Genomic DNA, 18,036 nt, shown 5'->3' with positions numbered 1-18,036 from the left:
ATGAAAGTAAACGAACTATTAACACAAATTAAAAACAACAATATTAACCCAATATATCTAGTGTTAGGTAAAGAAGACTATTTAATTAATGAAATTAAAAAACACTTCGTGGAATTAATTCCGGAAGAAGAAAGAACCATGAACTTCGCTAGCTATGACATGGAAAGTCAAAACATTGCCACTGCCGTGGGTGATGCTGAAAGTTTGCCATTCTTTGGTGAAAAGAGATTGGTTGTTGTAAACAATCCGTACTTTTTAACCGGTGAACGTAGCAAGTCGACCTTAGATCATGACATCGATAGCTTTATTGAATACGTTAACCACCCAGTTGATAGTACGGTCATGGTCATCATGGCACCATACGGCAAGCTAGATTCTAGAAAAAAGGTTACTAAGCAATTAAAAAACAACGCAGAGGTAATCGATTTAACTAAACTAGATGATCGTGCCATCCAATCATACGTTGCTAACAACATTAAGAGTAATGGTTACACGGTAGAAGGGGATGCCCTTCAAGAATTACTAGGAAGAGTATCTAACGATTTATCATCCGCAATGAACGAACTTCCTAAGTTATTCCTATACTGTCAAAAGGATAAGGTCATTACTAAAAACAGTATCGATAGTTTGGTTGCCAAGTCATTGGACCAAAACGTTTTTGACTTAATTGACTACGTAATGAAAAAGGATTCCAAAAACGCCATCGATTTATACCGTAACCTAATCGTAGAGGATCAAGAACCATTACAAATTAATGCAGTCTTGTTATCACAGTTTCGACTATTACTACAGGTGAATGTGTTAAGTCGTAAGGGATACAGTCAGGGAAACATTGCAGAAAAGCTAAAGGTGCATCCATTTAGAGTAAAACTGGCAATGCAAAATGTGCGTAAGTATCAATTTAGTAGTTTGAGGGATGCTTATTTAGGATTAGTTGATGTTGAAGAAAAACTCAAATCAACACCTGAATCACCAGAACTACTATTTCAAATGTTCACTTTAAAATTTGTCGATAATCAAATTGGATAAACAAAAAAGGACATCTCAAACGAGATGTCCTTTTTTAGGAATAAAAAAAGCTCAGTTAAAACTGAGTTCTTTTTACTTGTTTAACTTAGCTAGACGTGATTTGTTACGTGCAGCAGTGTTAGCTTTGATTAAGCCCTTTGACTTAGCATGGTCTAATGCACTAACAGCGTTGTTGAATAGTTCTTCACGGTTGTCAGCGTTAGCATCAGCTTTTTCAAACTTCTTAACAGCAGTTCTCATCTTGCTTAGTTGAGATGCGTTACGTTTGTTTGCTTTTTCATTAGTTTTTACACGTTCGATAGCAGATTTAATAACAGGCATGAAATTCACCTCCAAAAAAGTCGAATTTTATTTAAAATCCTTAAATTTCAACGACTTTTATTATACAAAAGACAACTTAAAAAAGCAATAGAATTATATAATTCGGATTTCTCCGATCACATTAATAAGGATATTACCTTGCTATTTTCAGGTAATCATAGTAGTATGATTAACGTAGTTTAAAACTACAGTACCGATACTTAGTTTTGTCGCTGCTCTCATCTGGCGCTTTACTCAGTATCTGGTATATTTACTTTTGAAAGGTGGGAAACACAATGGCTCTAACACAAGCTGAAAAGAACGACATCATCAAGAAGTATGCTAGACATGATGGTGACACTGGTTCTGCTGAAGTACAAATTGCTGTACTAACTGCTGACATTAACGAAATTAATGGTCACATGAAAGAACACAAGAAGGATTTCCATTCACAACGTGGTTTGTTGAAGAAAATCGGTCACCGTCGTAACTTACTAAGATACTTACGTAACACAGATGTTCAACGTTACCGTGATTTAATCAAGAGTTTAGGTCTACGTCGTTAATATTTTTAAAATGGAACTGCTCTATGAGTGGTTCCATTTTTTTATACATACATATATGCACTTATCAGTTATTATTCAATTTAAAAGTATGATACACTATAGATAGTTAAATGAGATCGTATTGAAAATAATTATTTTATTTCATAATAAAAAATATACATAAAATTATATGAGGTGAATCATGAAAAATAGTGTAAAAATTATTCCCTTAGGAGGAGTAAGGGAGAGTGGCAAGAACCTATATGCCGTTGAGATTAACAATGGGATTTATGTTTTAGATTGTGGTCTAAAATATCCTGAAAATGACATGTTAGGAATTGATGTAGTTATTCCTGATTTCACATACTTACGTGAAAACAAGGAAAAGATTATCGGAGTTTTCCTATCTAATAGTGATATGGATTCAATTGGCGCACTACCATATTTCGTCAGTGAATTCGATGTCCCGGTATTCGGATCAAAACTAACCATTGAAATGGCTAAGTACGAAGTTAAGAATAATGAAAGATCAAAGAAGTTTAACAACTTCAACGTAATCAACGAAAAGAGTGAAATTCTTTTTGATGACGTCACAGTTACTTTCTTTAAGACTAGTCACTCAATTCCTGACTCAATGGGAATTTCATTGGCTGTTGAAGAAGGCCAAATCGTATACACTGGTGACTTTAAGTTTGATCCAGCATTACGTAACGGCTTTGCAACTGATTACAGTTCAATCGCCAAGGTTGGTAACAAGAAGGTTATCGCTTTACTAGCAGACTCACAAAATGCAGACAATCCATTCCCAATGGCAAACGAAATTCAAGCTAGCCAATACATCTTTGATACCTTTGAAGATAGTAAGAGTCGTGTGATTGTTGCAGCTAACTCTGCTAACCTATTAAGAATTCAACAAGTATTTGACGCAGCTGCAAAGTCTGAAAGAAAAGTATTTGTTGGTAAGCACCTAGATGCCAAAGTTAAGTTAGCAATTGATTCTGGATACATTAATGTAGCAGAAGACTTATTAATTGAAGACATTGAAGAACTAAAGAAGCTTGAAAGCGACGAAATTGTTGTATTGGAAACTAATCCAGTTAGTGAACCAATCAAGCTAGTTCAAAGAATGGCTGCTCAACAACAAAAGGATATCAACATCGAACCCGGTGACGTTGTACTAATCGTTACGTCACCATCTCCAGCAATGGATAACAGTATGGCTAAGACTGATGACATGGTATACCAAGCTGACGGTACAGTTAAGGTTATTTCAAACGACCTAAATGTTTCTGATCACGCAAGTGCTGAAGATATCCAAATGTTAATTAGTTTGTTGAAACCACAATACTTCATTCCAGTTAGTGGTGAATATATGATGATGAACGAAAGCAAACGTGCTGCTACTAACATGGGTGTCGACGAAGATAAGATTCTAATCCTAAGCAAGGGTGAAACTATCGAATATGATGGTGCTAAATTCCACCATGGTAATGCCGTTGAAGCAGGTAACACTATGATTGATGGTATCGGTGTCGGAGATATTGGTAACATCGTTTTACGTGACCGTAAGGTATTATCAGAAGATGGTATCTTCATCGTTGTTGTTACAATCGATAGAAAGAAAAAGATTATCATTTCTCGTCCTAAGATAACTTCAAGAGGATTCATTTACGTTAAGTCAAACAAGGACCTAATGAATGAAGCAGCTGAAATTGTTTCTAAGACCATTCAATTAAACCTTGATAACAAGGAATTTGATTGGAGTCACTTGAAGCAATCAGTAAGAGAAAAAATCAGTCACTTCTTATTTGATAAGACAAAACGTCGTCCGGTAATTCTTCCAGTTATTATGGAAGTAAACCAACATCATAAAAAGAAGCGTCCACAAAAATAAATAAGGTTAATTATTCGGAGTGATTTTAATGGATGAACATAGTTCACAAATAGCTAAGGATATTGCATCAAACATTGATGACAAACAATATCAATTAGCCATCAACAAAGCCAAAAATTACTTAGAAGATCAGCCAAGCGATGAGATTGAAGTATTATTAGTTCAATCTCTTTTTAGCTTAAAGCAATATGTTGAAGCAAGAAAAGAAGTCATGGAAAATCCAAATGCGTTTACCACAAATGAGCAGGACTTTTTATTGATGATTAATGTGTTATTGAAAAACAATGAATACATTAAATCTAGAGAAATTGTTGAAACATTTAAAGTCAACGATAGCTATTACAATGATGGCTTAAAGCTAATTGAAGAAAGCGAAGCTTCTTTTAGAAGTAATTCAAGTGAAGAAATTCATCAACTTGCACAAAAGTTCTACCATATAAGTAGTAAACAAACGATGTATTGGCAAAAGGAATCGTTCTTAAATGGACAACATTTACCATACGATGAATTTTTAAAATACAGTCGCTTTGTTTTGATGGACCCATTTGTCCAATCTGTGATTAAGGCAGAGGTAATCGACACGTTAAGAAAAGTCGGTTCAAATGAGGTCGTCGACATGATGTGGATTGATGGAAAGACAAAGAAAGTTAAGATGGGTGAAATTAAATCACTTCAAGATATGAACTCATATCAACTTATCTTTAATCGCTTAACTGACGAGTATATGATGGATCCAGAAAAGTTCATGTTATTGAGTAGTTACTTCCAACATCAATCAATTTTGATGTACCCATTCAATGATGAAATAATTCTGGATGCAAACAGGTGGTATGACCTGTCAATACAGGCATATCTAAGCGCAAAAGAGTACACTGTAGATGATAATGATGATTATGTAAAATTAATCGAAATTATAAAGCGACAATTTAATTCAATTAAATAGAATAAAATTGTTAAATATGCTTTTTTTGTGTTTACAAATAAAAATACAGTAGCTATAATATTAAAGGAATTCTTCTTGAGACTGATATGTGATTTTGTCTTTTTGAGAAGATGTAGTATAATAAATCATAAAGATGAGTTTGCATTTGCTAACTCAAATCTTTCGAAATTTATAGGAGGTTTTCATAAATGGCAAAAGAACATTATGAAAGAACAAAACCCCATGTAAATATTGGTACTATTGGCCATATTGATCATGGTAAGACTACTTTAACTGCAGCTATCACTAAAGTGCTTTCAGAAAAGGGTCTAGCAGACGCTTCTGATTACGCTCAAATCGATGCTGCTCCAGAAGAACGTGAACGTGGTATCACAATCAACACTGCTCACGTTGAATACTCAACTGAAAAGCGTCACTACGCTCATATTGATGCCCCAGGACATGCTGACTACGTTAAGAACATGATCACTGGTGCCGCTCAAATGGATGGTGCCATCCTAGTTGTTGCCGCAACTGATGGTCCTATGCCACAAACTCGTGAACACATTCTTCTAGCTCGCCAAGTTGGTGTTGAATACATCGTTGTATTCTTAAACAAGACTGACTTAGTTGACGATGATGAATTAGTTGACTTAGTTGAAATGGAAGTACGTGAATTACTTTCAGAATACGATTACCCTGGTGATGATATTCCAGTTGTTCGTGGTTCAGCTCTAAAGGCTCTACAAGACGACCAAGAACAAAAAGACGTAATCCTACACTTAATGGATGTTGTTGACGAATACATCCCAACTCCAGAACGTGATGCTTCAAAACCATTACTAATGCCTGTTGAAGATGTATTTACTATCACTGGTCGTGGTACTGTTGCTTCAGGACGTATCGACCGTGGTGTTGTTAAGATTGGTGACGAAGTTGAAATCATCGGTCTTGTTGAAGACATCTTAAAGACTACTGTTACTGGTCTAGAAATGTTCCGTAAGACTCTTGACGAAGGTGAAGCCGGAGATAACGTTGGTATGTTACTTCGTGGTGTAAACCGTGAACAAGTTGTACGTGGTCAAGTTATCGCTGCTCCTGGTTCAATCAAGACTCATACTGAATTCAAGGCTCAAGTATATGCTTTGAGTAAAGAAGAAGGTGGACGTCATACTCCATTCTTCTCAAACTACCGTCCACAATTCTACTTCCACACCACTGACGTTACTGGTGTTATCGAACTAGAAGACGGTGTTGAAATGGTTATGCCTGGTGATAACGTTGAATTCAACGTTAAGCTAACTAAGCCAGTTGCCATCGAAAAGGGAACTAAGTTCACTGTTCGTGAAGGTGGTCACACTGTTGGTGCCGGTGTTGTTTCAGACATCGAAGAATAATCAATTCTAAAAAAGAGATTCAGATTTTTATCTGGATCTTTTTTTGTACATAAAAATAAGCGAAAGACCTATAATTATTTACTTTTTACTTGTGTTACGTTAAAATATAGAGGTGCGCAATTAGAAGAAAATTGTAAAAATTATATTTTCATGTCGGAGGGAAAATAATGTCAGCTAAATGGGAAAAAAAAGGCACTAATGACGGTGAACTAACATTCGAAATTAGTGTTGACAAAGTAAAAGAAGGTTTAGATCAAGCCTTCAACAAGAACAAGAAAAACATCACTGTTCCTGGTTTCCGTAAGGGAAAAGTTTCACGCCAAGTATTTAACGAAATGTACGGTGAAGAAGCTCTATACCAAGACGCTTTAAACATTCTTTTACCAGAAGCATACAGTGAAGCTATCAAGGAAACTGGCATTGAACCAGTTGCTCAACCAGAAGTTAACATTGATAGTCTAGAAAAGGATCAACCATGGGTTCTAAAAGCTAACGTTACTGTTAAGCCTGATGTAGAACTAGGTGATTACAAAGGAATCGTTGTTGAAAAACCAAACACTCGTGTTTACCAAAAAGATGTAGACGCTAAGATTGAAGACATGCGTAAGAACCAAGCAGAACTTGTTCTAAAAGAAGACAAGGCTGCTGAAAATGGTGACACTGTTGTTATCGATTTTGATGGTTACGTTGACGGCAAACAATTTGATGGTGGCCAAGCAACTAACTACTCACTAGAATTAGGTTCAAAATCATTTATCCCAGGATTTGAAGACCAACTAGTTGGCCACAAAGCTGGTGAAGATGTTGATGTTAAGGTAACTTTCCCAGAAGATTACCAAGCTAAAGAATTAGCATCAAAAGAAGCTACTTTCAAAACTAAGATTCACGAAGTTAAAGAAAAGCAAATGCCTGAACTAGATGACGAATTTGCTAAGGACGTTGACGAAGATGTTGACAGTCTAGAAGAACTAAAGGCTAAGATTAAGGACCAACTAAAGGACCAAAAGAAGGCCGAAGGTGAAACTCAAGTTGAAGACGAAGCTATTAAGGGTGCTGTAGCAAACGCTACTGTTAAAGAAATTCCTCAAGCAATGATCGACGAAGACGTTCAACGTCAAATGGATCAATACCTTGCAAGCATGCAACAACAAGGTATCAATGCTGAAATGTACTTCCAACTAACTGGTACTAAGCCAGAAGACTTGAAGAAACAATTTGCTCAAGGTGCTGACGAACGTGTTAAGACTAACCTTGTATTAGAAGCAATTGTTAAGGATGCTAACATCGTTCCTTCACAAGAAGAAATCGATCAACAAGTTAAGGACTTAGCTGCTCAATACGGTATGAAAGAAGAAGCCGTACGTGGTGCTTTAACTGAAGACATGTTGAAACATGATATTTCAATCCAAAACGCTGTTAAGTTAATCACTGACAACGCAAAACAAGAACCAAAGTCAAAAATTAACAAATAATTTCGACTTTTGTTAATATTAAAGGTCCAGTTAACAATTCGTTAATTGGACCTTTTTTAAACTAAAGCATTATGATGTTATCAACATTAATAATGTGGTATTATTTAAAATAATATCGGAATTATATAGGGGTGAAGTTTTTGTTTGAAGATAATGAAGGAAAAGGCCCCATTACTTGTTCTTTTTGTGGTAAATCACAAGATCAAGTAAAGAAAATCGTCGCGGGACCTGGCGTATACATTTGTAATGAATGTATCGATTTATGTAAAGATATCGTCGACGAAGAATTAGCACAAGAAAATGCAGATACAACAATCAAATCATTAAGTCCAAAGGAAATCGTTGATAAGTTAAACGATTACGTAATTGGTCAAGATGAAGCTAAGAAGACCTTAGCGGTTGCTGTATACAACCATTACAAGCGTGTTAATAACTTAGATGATGAAGACGATACTGAACTACAAAAGAGTAATATTTCAATCATTGGACCTACTGGTTCAGGTAAAACATACCTTGCTCAATCACTAGCTCGTATTTTAAACGTCCCATTTGCAATCGCAGATGCTACAACCCTTACCGAAGCTGGTTATGTGGGGGAAGACGTTGAAAACATCTTATTAAAGCTACTTCAAAATGCTGACTTTGATGTTGAAAGAGCTGAAAAGGGAATCATCTACGTTGATGAAATTGATAAGATTGCTAAGAAATCTGAAAATGTTTCAATCACACGTGATGTTTCCGGTGAAGGTGTTCAACAAGCGCTATTGAAAATCTTAGAAGGTACTGTTGCTAGTGTTCCACCTAATGGTGGTAGAAAGCATCCACAACAAGAAATGATTCAAATTGATACTAAGAACATTTTATTCATTGTTGGTGGTGCCTTTGACGGTATTCAAGACATCGTAAAACACCGTTTAGGAGACAAGACCATTGGATTCGGTACTGATTCCAGTGAAGCAGCTAAAGTTAACGATGATAACATCATGCAACACGTTATCCCAAGTGACTTGCTACAATTCGGTCTAATCCCTGAATTTATTGGTCGTTTACCAATTCTTACTGCCTTAAACAAGTTAAGCGAAGAAGACTTGGTTAGAATTTTAACTGAACCTAAGAACGCATTGGTTAAACAATACGTTAAACTAATGTCAATCGATGGTGTCGAACTAGAATTTGAAGACGATGCGCTAAAGGAAATGGCTCATACAGCCATCGAAAGAAAGACCGGTGCTCGTGGATTGAGATCAATCATGGAAGATACCATGAGAGACATCATGTATGAAGTACCAAGCGATAAGGACGTTAAGAAAGTTATCGTTACCGCTGACTCTGTTTTGAAAAAATCAGAACCAAAGATTGTAAAAGAAGCTCAATAATAAAAAGCCTTACAGTGTTTAACACTGTAGGGCCTTTTGTTTTTTTAAAATAATTAAAAGGTATTTTTGTGGTAAATGCATTTATGAAGGTGCCTTTTTTATGGTAAAATTAATATATAAAATTACAGAAACGAGTGAATTAAGATGGATGTACACAACGTCAATATCGATATCAGTGCGGTGGAACCAAAACAATACCCAAGTAATGGATATCCAGAAATTGCATTGGTTGGTCGCTCCAATGTGGGAAAATCTTCTTTAACCAATGTGTTAATTAACCGTAACGGTTATGCTAGAACCTCTAACAAACCAGGAAAGACTCAAACATTGAACTTCTACAACTTAGATGAAAAACTCTTCTTTGTTGATATTCCTGGTTATGGTTATGCGAAAATTTCAAAGGCACAACGTGCTAAATGGGGAGAAATGATTGAAACATATCTAACCACTAGAAGACAACTAAAAGGGGTTGTTTTATTAATTGACGGTAGACGTGCACCAAGTCAAGATGACTTGCAAATGTACGAGTTTCTAAAATACTATGACATTCCAACTTTAGTCTTGGCTACTAAGATGGATAAGACTCCTAAGAGCAAGTGGAATAAAGAAGTAAGTATTTTAAACAAGACTGTTGACTTAAACGACGGTGATGAAATACAATTATTTTCTGCTTTAAGTAAGTACGGAAAAGAAGAAGTTTGGAAATGGATCGAAAGTAAAACGGGGGTAAAATAAGTGGAATTTAACGATTACCAAAAAGCTGCAAACAAAACATTACACGGAAATGAACAAGTCTTAACTAACTGTGCACTAGGTTTAGCTAGTGAAACCGGTCAAGTTGTTGACCTAGTTAAGAAGTACACTTTCCATGGCGATTCACTAGATCGTGAAAAGCTTGTTAAGGAAATGGGTGACGTACTTTGGTACCTATCTCAAGTTGCAGAATGGAACAATATTGATTTTGAAGAAATTGCTGAATTCAATATTAACCGCCTAAATAAACAATAAAAAATAGGCATCACAATTTAATTGTGATGCCTAAATTATATTATTTTTCTTTCTTTTTATCGGTTGATTTTTTATCTTTACGTTTTAAAAATTTATCGCGATCTTCGTTCTTAGTGTCCAGTTTGGCAAACTTATCGAACATAGCATTTAAGTCGTTGTTACGTTGAATATTTAAACCCATAATTATGCATCTCCTTATTTATGGTATATGATAGCAAATTAAATCGAATTTGTCATATTGAAGTGTTTTTTCAAACGAGGTGATAAAATGGCAACTTCACACATTGAGCATAAACTTAGATTATTACCAGATTTACCTGGATGTTATTTGATGAAGAATAAACTAGGTAAAATCATTTACGTTGGTAAAGCAAAGAATCTAAAAAATCGTGTTAGATCATACTTTAAGAGTAGCCATGAGGGAAAGACAGCCAAGTTGGTTTCACAAATTAGGGACTTTGAAACCATTATTACGACTAATGACAAAGAAGCATTCCTACTAGAAATCACATTGATTCAAAAGCATCGACCTTACTATAATATTCAGTTAAAACAAGGTAATGGTGGATACCCATACATCAAGATTACAAACGAACGTGATCCACAACTAAAGATTGTTAACACCATTAAAAAAGACGGTGGATACTACTTTGGACCATATCCAAATGTATATGCTGCTGATGAAACTTTGCACTTCTTACAAAAGGTTTATCCATTGAGAAGATGTAATGGTTATCAACACAGACCTTGTCTTTACTATCACATGGGACAATGTTTGGGAGCATGTTTTAAAAAGGTTCCTAAGTCTGAATACCAAAACCAAATTCGCCACATTAAGTCGTTTTTAAATGGTGATGTGGGAATTGCCAAGAAGATGTTGACCGAAAAGATGAAGATTGCGGCGGACTCATTACAATATGAACGCGCTGCTGAAATTAGGGACCAATTGAAGTACATCGAAATCACTGTGGAAAAGCAAAAGATTATTTCAAATGACACCACACCTCGCGACATTTTCAATTACTACGTGAACCATGGATGGATTTCAATTCAAATCTTCTTTATCAGACAAGCTCGTTTGTTGAAACGAGTTAAGCGTAGTTTCCCAATTGTGGATGACCCAGTTGAAACAATGGAAGACTTTATCGGTCAGTTCTATTCTGAAGAAAATCATCAAACACCAAAGGAAGTTTTAATTCCAGAAACATTGGATGCTGATTTGATTTCAGAAGCAATTGGGACACCGGTGAGGGTTCCACAAAGGGGACAAAAGAAGGACTTAATCGATATGGCACAAAAGAATGCCAAGCTAGTCTTGGATGAAAAGTTCCGTTTGATGGAACTAGATAACATCAAGACTAAGGGAGCTGCTGATGAATTAGCGGTGGCCTTGAACATTGCTTCAGCCAAAACGATTGAAGCCTTTGACCACTCACATATTCAAGGGGCTGACATTGTTTCAGCCATGATTCAGTTTGTGGATGGGAAACCAAATAAGAACGCTTATCGTAAATACAAACTCCAAAACGAAGATCATGCTGATGAAGCAGCAAGTACCAGAGAAGTTATTAGAAGAAGATATACAAGACTTTTGAAGGAACATGCTGATTTACCGGACCTAATTCTAATGGATGGTGGAGAAATCCAATTGAATGCCGTTAAAGATGTCTTGGAAAATGAGTTAGGCTTGGAAATTCCGGTTGCCGGAATGGTTAAAAACGATAAGCATAAGACTGCTGACTTATTGTTTGGACAATTGGATGAACATATTTCGTTGAATCCAAAGAGTCAGGCATTCTATCTTGTTCAAAGAATTCAAGACGAAGTTCATAGATTTGCGATTAACTTCCATCGCCAAGTTCACACTAAGCATTCACTTAGCTCGGAACTTGATACAATCGAGGGAGTTGGACCAAAGACTAGAAGTAAGTTATTGAACAAGTTTAAGACAATGAAGAAAATCGCCAACGCACCAATTAATGAAATTGAGGCGTTAGGGATTAATACCAAAACAGCAAAGAACATCAAATACTCATTAAATAATATTGAAAAATGATGTGGACTGTTTACGGTCTTTAAAAATAAAGTTATACTATGTATAAAATAAAAAGTAGAGCGGAGATAACATGTTTGTTGATCAAGTAAAAATTAATGTAAAGTCAGGAAAAGGTGGTAACGGAATCGTTGCCTTTAGAAGAGAAAAATACGTTCCAAACGGTGGACCTGCCGGTGGTGATGGTGGCCGCGGAGGAAGCGTTATTTTTGCTGTGGACACAGGGATGAACACCTTGATGGACTTCAGATATAAGCGTAAGTTTGCCGCTAAAAACGGGGCAGACGGTGGAAATAAACGAATGACCGGTAAGAGTGCCGATGATTTATATATTTATCTTCCAGAAGGAACATCAGTATATAACGATGATACCAACCAATTGTTATTTGACTTGGTAAATCCGGATGATGAATATGTTGCATTGAAAGGTGGACGTGGTGGACGTGGAAACACCCACTTCGCATCTGCCAAGAACTCAGCGCCAGAAATTGCCGAAAACGGTGAACCTGGTGAAGAATTAAACATTCGTTTAGAACTTAAAGTATTAGCTGATGTTGGATTAGTTGGATTCCCATCAGTTGGTAAATCAACACTACTATCTACAATCACTAGTTCAAAACCTAAGGTTGCTGAATACCACTTTACAACATTGGTACCTAACCTAGGGATGGTTAGACTAGATGACGGTAGAGACTTCGTAATTGCAGATTTACCTGGATTAATTGAAGGAGCATCATCTGGAATTGGTTTAGGTTTCCAATTCCTACGTCACGTTGAAAGAACACGTGTCATCTTGCACTTAGTTGATATGAGTGGTCAAGAAGGAAGAGATCCTTATGTTGACTACAAGAAGATTAACGACGAATTAGCTAAGTACGATGAAAATCTGCTAAAACGACCACAAATCGTGGTAGCAACCAAGATGGATATGCCTGATGCTGCTGAAAATCTAGAAACATTTAAAGAACAAATCAAAGATGACGAATTAGCTCACGAAGTGTTGGCTATTTCTTCAATCACCCATGAAGGTCTAAAAGAATTAATCTCTAAGACTTCAGACCTATTGGAAACTACTCCTAAGTTCCCAATCACTGATGTTGAAGACGTTGATGAAGAAGTTGAATACAATGCTGATGATGAAGAAGCACCATTCAACATCAGACGTGATGAAGACGGTGTCTGGGTTCTATACGGTAAGAAGATTGAACGTCTATTCCAAATGACAGATACAACTCACGACCAAAGTATGCTACGTTTCGCAAGACAGCTTAAGGGAATGGGTGTAGATGACGCACTAAGAGAACATGGCGCAAAAGACGGCGACATGGTTTCAATTCTAGACTTCACATTCTCATTTGTGGACTAATAAAAGTAGATGGGACTAATCCCATCTTTTTTTATGTGCTACAATTTATATATCGAATATTACGAATAGAAAAGGAAAAATGAATTTATGCAATTAGAATTTTTAGGAACTGGATCAGGGGTTCCAGGTAAATTTAGAAATGTGGCTGCAACAGCATTAAAACTATTGGATGAATGCAACTCAGTATGGTTGTTTGATTGTGGTGAAGGTACTCAACAACAAATCTTGAGATCTAACTTAAAGCCTCGTAAAATCAATAAAATTTTCATTACCCACTTACATGGTGACCATATTTTTGGCTTACCAGGTTTATTAAGTTCACGTTCATTCCAAGGTGGCGACACTCCATTAACAATTTATGGACCAAAGGGAATTGCCGACTTTGTTCGTGTGAGTTTATCAGTATCTCAAACTAAACTTGCTTACAAGATTAATTTTGAAGAATTATCACAACCGGGTGTTGTCTTCGAAGATGATAAATTTAAGGTAACCATGGGTGAATTAGATCATCAAATTACTTGTTATGGTTTTAGAATCGAAGAAAAGGACCACCAAGGTGAACTACTTGTCGATAAGCTAAAGGAAGCAAACATTCCATCTGGTCCGGTCTACGGAAAGATTAAGAATGGTGAAACCGTTACTTTAGATGACGGTAGAGAAATTAATGGCCAAGACTTCATTGGACCAGCTCAAAAGGGTAGAACAGTTACTATCATTGGTGATACTAGAAGCAACCCAACCAGCTACAACTTGGCACAAAATGCCGATGTATTGGTTCATGAAAGTACATTTGGTAAGGGCGAAAGCAGATTAGCCCACAACTACTACCATTCAACTAACATGCAAGCTGCTAAGTTAGCAACTAAGGCTAATGTTGGCCGCCTATTACTTACTCACGTTTCAGCTAGATACACTGGTAAGATGGCTTACGAATTACAAAATCAAGCCAAGACTGTCTTTAATAACACCAAGGTTGTTAAGGACTTTGATATAGTCGATATACCGTTTGAAAAAAATAATTAAAACAAAAGGATTGATTAGATGATCTCCGCTAATTTTGATTGGAAACATACGAATACGAAACTCTCAAACGATGCTACGACAATTGGGAAATCATTATCGATTAGCCCTAGAATTGTCGAATCATTGATTGAGAAGGGATACGACAGTGAAGACAAGATAAATGGTTTCTTAAACCCTCAGTTGAGTGATCTAAGAGATCCTTTTTTGTTGCACGATATGGAAAAGGCATGCAAACGAATTTTTAGTGCTATCGAAAACGATGAAAAAATCACCGTTTATGGTGATTACGATGCTGATGGAATCACAAGTACATCGGTGATGTATGAAACGCTAGAAAATTTGGGTGCCAACGTTGAATACTTTGTTCCTAATCGTTTCACTGACGGTTATGGTCCAAATCCTGAAGTATACAAGCGTTTAATTAATGATGGGACCAAGTTAGTGGTGACCGTTGATAACGGTGTCTCCGGTAAAGAATCTGTCGATGTCGCAAATGAAATGGGATGCGATGTTATCATTACCGATCACCATCAAATGCCGGACGAACTACCTGATGCCTATGCGATTGTGCATGCTAGATATCCTGGCCACGAATACCCATTTGGTGAATTCTCAGGTGTAGGAATCGCTTTTAAAGTAGCAACTGCGCTATTGGGTGAACTACCAGAAGAATTCTTGGATTTAGCCGCAATTGGAACCGTTGCCGATTTGGTTTCCTTAACTGATGAAAACAGGGTGATTGTAAAGTACGGTCTACAAATGATTGCTAACACTGAACGCCCAGGTTTATACAGCTTATCTAAGCTAGCCGGGATTAAAGAAGTTGTCAACGAACAAAGCATTGGTTTTGGATTAGCACCACGTTTGAACGCATTGGGTCGAATGGGTAGTGCCAGTTCCGGAGTTGAACTATTAACAACCTTTGATGATATCAAGGCCGAAGAATTAGCCAAGGACACTGAAGACCAAAATAAAAAGCGTCGTAAGTTTGTCGAAGACATCAGTACCGAAGCAATCATTCAAGCGCAAACTCAACCAGAAAGTGCAGTGTTGGTCGTATACGGTCAAAACTGGCACGAAGGCGTTGTTGGAATTGTTGCCAGTCGTTTGGTAGAACAATTCCATAAACCAAGTATCGTCATGAACTTGGATACTAATACCAGAATCCTAAAGGGGTCAGGTAGAAGTGTCGAAGGATTTAATTTATTCGATGCAATTAATGGCATGAGAGATCAAATGGTTTCATTTGGTGGCCACGAAATGGCTGTTGGACTAAGCATCAAAGAAGATGACGTCACAGCCTTAACTGAGCATTTAGATAAATACGCTAAAGAACATGAATTATCAGACCAAGTCAAAGCACCGTTAAACATTTTTGCTGATTTAAGTTGCAGTGATGTAAATGAAGACTTGTTTAACCAAGTTCAATTATTGGCACCATTTGGTACTGATAATGAATTCCCAGTCTTCGAATTTACACCACAAAACGTTACTAACGTGCAAACAATGGGTAAAGATAATAGTCACCTAAAATTCCAAATGGTTGATCATGGTAGTAAGGTTAATGTACTAGCGTTTAAGAATGGTGCACTTGCCGATGACCTATTGACCAATAGTGATGCAATGAAGGTTGCTGGTCACTTGGAAAAGAATACTTGGAAGGGTCGCACAACCATTCAAATCATGTTGGATGATATGTACAGCAGTGGTGTTGAAATTGTTGATAAAAGAACACAAGTTGTTGCAAAAGAAATGTTTGAACCAGCTGCTGCATACTTGTTCTTTAACGAAAAACTATACAATAAGTTGCGTCCATTTGTAGGCTCTGACTCCACTGTTGGCCTATATCCTGATTTGTCTTCATTTGATAAATTTGATAATATAATAATTGTTGATTGTCCTAGTGATATTTCACATTTGCAGGATGCTTTAAGTGAAATTAGTTTTAATAGCGTGACATTTTACCTTTTCAAAAATCATTATATTTTTAAAAAGGGGATGCCAAACCGTGCTCAATATGCTAAACTATTTAAGTTCATTAAGACGCATAACAACATTCAGATACATGATAAAGTAGATGAAATTAGTCGCTATTTAGGCATTGACCGTGATATATTTATCTTCATGGTAGATGTATTTAATGAATTAAATTTCGTTTATATTAATGATGGAATTATGAATTATAATCCTGATCTGGTTAACAGTGATTTATCAAACAGTCACGCATACCAGAATAGAGAGAAACAAATCGAAGCTGAAAAACAACTTTTGACAATTAGTAAAGAGAAGTTTAAACAAGCTATTCGCATTTGTTTGGGTTAATGAAAGGAAGTTATTGGCTAATGGCACTTGATTTGCATGACTACATTGCAAGTTACGAAGATTTTCCAGAACCAGGTGTTTTATTTAGAGATATCTCACCATTAATGGAAGATGGACAAGCATATCACCAAGCTACCGATGAGATAGTAAAATATGCTAAAGAAAAGAAAGTCGACTTAATCGTTGGCCCCGAAGCGCGTGGCTTCATTGTTGGTTGTCCAGTCGCTTATGATTTAGGCATTGGATTCGTACCAGCTAGAAAGAAAGGTAAATTACCAGGTAAGACAGTTAGTGCTTCTTACGGATTAGAATACGGGAAGTCATCACTTTACCTACATTCTGATGCTGTAAAGCCTGGCCAAAGAGTTCTTATTACTGATGATTTACTTGCAACTGGTGGAACAATTGAAGCAACAATCAAGCTTGTTGAACAACTAGGCGGAATTGTTGTTGGAGCTGCTTTCATTGTTGAAATTGAAGCATTAAAGGGTAGAGAAAAGATTAAGGATTACGATATTCTTAGCTTACTAAAATACTAAATTTATTGGATGCTTAGTGCATCCTTTTTATGGAGAGTTGGCAGAGCGGTAATGCATCGGACTCGAAATCCGACGACCCGGTAACACCGGCGGGCAGGTTCGACTCCTGTACTCTCCTTTAGCCACAATGTCATACCGTTCAATTACTGTTAATGGTCGTTAACGTGACGGTGTTTATAAGCATTTGTGGTGTACATATCAGTCATTTATAGTTAGTTATTATTAACTATAAACTACGTCAAAACTACGTCATTTTTTAACTGCATTTTTATTTTCTTTTTAATACGCCTCCTATACATGTACTCTCCTTTTGATACATTCATGATCATAAATGTAAAATAAAAAGCACCTCACTATACAGATAGTAGGGTGCTTTTTGTTTAGTCATTTTAATTTAAGCCAAATATTTTTTGTCAATTATCATTAAAATAAGGATAAGTAAAATACATACAAGAAATTGAATTGTAGATTCATGTAGTATGTAAAGAATCATGGCCAATATAAATAGTGTTGCAGAAATGATTATTTCTTTCTTTAAATCGATTTTATTGATGTAGAAAGATATGATTTGAATTAATGCTAACAATACAAATATAATTTGAATGAAAATTAGAAAATCTATTTTCAAACTATTTGAGTAAGTTGAAGCTGATTCCCAGTTGAAACCAATCCCTAACACTGTAGCTAACATTAAAGAAAATTCTAACAAAGTGTATACTGATTTAGTAAAAATTGATGATGCTTTTTTCATAAATAAACAAATACTCCAATCTAATGTTACTATTAAACC

The 18,036-nt window shown here is 36.2% G+C and carries 17 protein-coding genes and 1 tRNA gene; 15 read left to right on the top strand and 3 right to left on the bottom strand.

All coding sequences use genetic code 11. From position 1 onward, the window contains the following. Positions 1 to 1,029 carry a DNA polymerase III subunit delta gene (gene holA, locus J3U50_RS02895; RefSeq protein WP_057198098.1) on the top strand — a complete coding sequence of 343 codons (1,029 nt, stop codon included), beginning with the start codon at positions 1 to 3 and terminating at the stop codon, positions 1,027 to 1,029. A 72-nt stretch (positions 1,030 to 1,101) separates the two neighbouring features. Here the strand turns inward: holA and rpsT are convergent, their stop codons facing one another. After that, positions 1,102 to 1,350 (bottom strand): 30S ribosomal protein S20, encoded by a 249-nt coding sequence (gene rpsT, locus J3U50_RS02890; protein ID WP_034531745.1) that lies wholly within the window; start codon positions 1,348 to 1,350, stop codon positions 1,102 to 1,104. Positions 1,351 to 1,625: 275 nt separating this feature from the next. Here rpsT and rpsO point away from each other — a divergent pair, with 275 nt between their 5' ends. From rpsO to J3U50_RS02850, 8 genes are all read left to right on the top strand, one after another. Continuing rightward, complete coding sequence (gene rpsO, locus J3U50_RS02885) at positions 1,626 to 1,895, top strand: 30S ribosomal protein S15 (protein ID WP_034531743.1); 270 nt, start codon at positions 1,626 to 1,628, stop codon at positions 1,893 to 1,895. A 181-nt stretch (positions 1,896 to 2,076) separates the two neighbouring features. Then, positions 2,077 to 3,768, top strand: a complete 1,692-nt coding sequence (locus J3U50_RS02880; RefSeq protein WP_301945521.1) for a ribonuclease J — start codon at positions 2,077 to 2,079, stop codon at positions 3,766 to 3,768. A 28-nt stretch (positions 3,769 to 3,796) separates the two neighbouring features. Beyond that, complete coding sequence (locus J3U50_RS02875) at positions 3,797 to 4,711, top strand: hypothetical protein (protein ID WP_301945520.1); 915 nt, start codon at positions 3,797 to 3,799, stop codon at positions 4,709 to 4,711. A 188-nt stretch (positions 4,712 to 4,899) separates the two neighbouring features. Next, the gene (gene tuf, locus J3U50_RS02870) at positions 4,900 to 6,087 is read left to right on the top strand and encodes an elongation factor Tu (RefSeq protein ID WP_053791852.1); all 1,188 of its coding nucleotides are present in this window, start codon (positions 4,900 to 4,902) and stop codon (positions 6,085 to 6,087) included. A gap of 167 nt (positions 6,088 to 6,254) precedes the next feature. Continuing rightward, positions 6,255 to 7,559: a trigger factor gene (gene tig, locus J3U50_RS02865; RefSeq protein ID WP_034531735.1), complete on the top strand. Its 1,305-nt coding sequence runs from the start codon at positions 6,255 to 6,257 to the stop codon at positions 7,557 to 7,559. A 140-nt stretch (positions 7,560 to 7,699) separates the two neighbouring features. Next, positions 7,700 to 8,935: an ATP-dependent Clp protease ATP-binding subunit ClpX gene (clpX, locus tag J3U50_RS02860; RefSeq protein WP_301945519.1), complete on the top strand. Its 1,236-nt coding sequence runs from the start codon at positions 7,700 to 7,702 to the stop codon at positions 8,933 to 8,935. Between the two features lie 144 nt (positions 8,936 to 9,079). Next, the gene (yihA, locus tag J3U50_RS02855; protein WP_034531730.1) at positions 9,080 to 9,670 is read left to right on the top strand and encodes a ribosome biogenesis GTP-binding protein YihA/YsxC; all 591 of its coding nucleotides are present in this window, start codon (positions 9,080 to 9,082) and stop codon (positions 9,668 to 9,670) included. Beyond that, positions 9,671 to 9,943: a nucleoside triphosphate pyrophosphohydrolase family protein gene (locus tag J3U50_RS02850; RefSeq protein WP_034531728.1), complete on the top strand. Its 273-nt coding sequence runs from the start codon at positions 9,671 to 9,673 to the stop codon at positions 9,941 to 9,943. A 40-nt stretch (positions 9,944 to 9,983) separates the two neighbouring features. Here the strand turns inward: J3U50_RS02850 and J3U50_RS02845 are convergent, their stop codons facing one another. Continuing rightward, on the bottom strand, positions 9,984 to 10,124 hold the full coding sequence (locus J3U50_RS02845) for an SPJ_0845 family protein (RefSeq protein ID WP_167540463.1): 141 nt from the start codon (positions 10,122 to 10,124) through the stop codon (positions 9,984 to 9,986). Positions 10,125 to 10,211: 87 nt separating this feature from the next. Here J3U50_RS02845 and uvrC point away from each other — a divergent pair, with 87 nt between their 5' ends. The 6 genes from uvrC to J3U50_RS02815 all read left to right on the top strand — a co-directional run bounded on the left by uvrC (position 10,212) and on the right by J3U50_RS02815 (position 17,364). Further along, positions 10,212 to 11,999, top strand: a complete 1,788-nt coding sequence (uvrC, locus tag J3U50_RS02840) for an excinuclease ABC subunit UvrC (RefSeq protein ID WP_054608241.1) — start codon at positions 10,212 to 10,214, stop codon at positions 11,997 to 11,999. A gap of 70 nt (positions 12,000 to 12,069) precedes the next feature. Next, entirely contained in the window at positions 12,070 to 13,362 is a 1,293-nt protein-coding gene (gene obgE, locus J3U50_RS02835; RefSeq protein WP_041152372.1) for a GTPase ObgE, read from the top strand. A gap of 87 nt (positions 13,363 to 13,449) precedes the next feature. Continuing rightward, positions 13,450 to 14,385 carry a ribonuclease Z gene (gene rnz / locus J3U50_RS02830; RefSeq protein ID WP_054608240.1) on the top strand — a complete coding sequence of 312 codons (936 nt, stop codon included), beginning with the start codon at positions 13,450 to 13,452 and terminating at the stop codon, positions 14,383 to 14,385. An 18-nt stretch (positions 14,386 to 14,403) separates the two neighbouring features. Continuing rightward, a complete protein-coding gene (gene recJ, locus J3U50_RS02825; protein ID WP_301945518.1) occupies positions 14,404 to 16,707 on the top strand; it encodes a single-stranded-DNA-specific exonuclease RecJ in 2,304 nt (767 codons plus the stop codon). 20 nt (positions 16,708 to 16,727) lie between these two features. Further along, on the top strand, positions 16,728 to 17,246 hold the full coding sequence (locus tag J3U50_RS02820) for an adenine phosphoribosyltransferase (protein WP_034531719.1): 519 nt from the start codon (positions 16,728 to 16,730) through the stop codon (positions 17,244 to 17,246). 31 nt (positions 17,247 to 17,277) lie between these two features. Beyond that, positions 17,278 to 17,364: transfer RNA gene (locus tag J3U50_RS02815), tRNA-Ser, on the top strand. 276 nt (positions 17,365 to 17,640) lie between these two features. Here the strand turns inward: J3U50_RS02815 and J3U50_RS02810 are convergent. Next, entirely contained in the window at positions 17,641 to 17,997 is a 357-nt protein-coding gene (locus J3U50_RS02810) for a hypothetical protein (RefSeq protein ID WP_054608238.1), read from the bottom strand. Positions 17,998 to 18,036 lie beyond the last annotated feature (39 nt).

Source organism: Lactobacillus sp. B3795 (assembly GCF_026535805.1).
In the GTDB taxonomy this organism is placed as follows: Bacteria; Bacillota; Bacilli; order Lactobacillales; family Lactobacillaceae; genus Apilactobacillus; species Apilactobacillus kunkeei_C.
This window is presented reverse-complemented; position numbering and strand designations above follow the sequence as displayed.

Bases quoted from the DNA above. Each gene is read 5' to 3' on its own strand.
- J3U50_RS02875 (WP_301945520.1), top strand. From the start codon at position 3,797: ATGGATGAACATAGTTCACAAATAGCTAAGGATATTGCATCAAACATT.
- J3U50_RS02880 (WP_301945521.1), top strand. From the start codon at position 2,077: ATGAAAAATAGTGTAAAAATTATTCCCTTAGGAGGAGTAAGGGAGAGT.
- rnz (WP_054608240.1), top strand. From the start codon at position 13,450: ATGCAATTAGAATTTTTAGGAACTGGATCAGGGGTTCCAGGTAAATTT.
- yihA (WP_034531730.1), top strand. From the start codon at position 9,080: ATGGATGTACACAACGTCAATATCGATATCAGTGCGGTGGAACCAAAA.
- rpsO (WP_034531743.1), top strand. From the start codon at position 1,626: ATGGCTCTAACACAAGCTGAAAAGAACGACATCATCAAGAAGTATGCT.
- obgE (WP_041152372.1), top strand. From the start codon at position 12,070: ATGTTTGTTGATCAAGTAAAAATTAATGTAAAGTCAGGAAAAGGTGGT.
- J3U50_RS02845 (WP_167540463.1), bottom strand. From the start codon at position 10,124: ATGGGTTTAAATATTCAACGTAACAACGACTTAAATGCTATGTTCGAT.
- J3U50_RS02820 (WP_034531719.1), top strand. From the start codon at position 16,728: ATGGCACTTGATTTGCATGACTACATTGCAAGTTACGAAGATTTTCCA.
- tuf (WP_053791852.1), top strand. From the start codon at position 4,900: ATGGCAAAAGAACATTATGAAAGAACAAAACCCCATGTAAATATTGGT.
- tig (WP_034531735.1), top strand. From the start codon at position 6,255: ATGTCAGCTAAATGGGAAAAAAAAGGCACTAATGACGGTGAACTAACA.
- uvrC (WP_054608241.1), top strand. From the start codon at position 10,212: ATGGCAACTTCACACATTGAGCATAAACTTAGATTATTACCAGATTTA.
- holA (WP_057198098.1), top strand. From the start codon at position 1: ATGAAAGTAAACGAACTATTAACACAAATTAAAAACAACAATATTAAC.
- recJ (WP_301945518.1), top strand. From the start codon at position 14,404: ATGATCTCCGCTAATTTTGATTGGAAACATACGAATACGAAACTCTCA.
- J3U50_RS02810 (WP_054608238.1), bottom strand. From the start codon at position 17,997: ATGAAAAAAGCATCATCAATTTTTACTAAATCAGTATACACTTTGTTA.
- rpsT (WP_034531745.1), bottom strand. From the start codon at position 1,350: ATGCCTGTTATTAAATCTGCTATCGAACGTGTAAAAACTAATGAAAAA.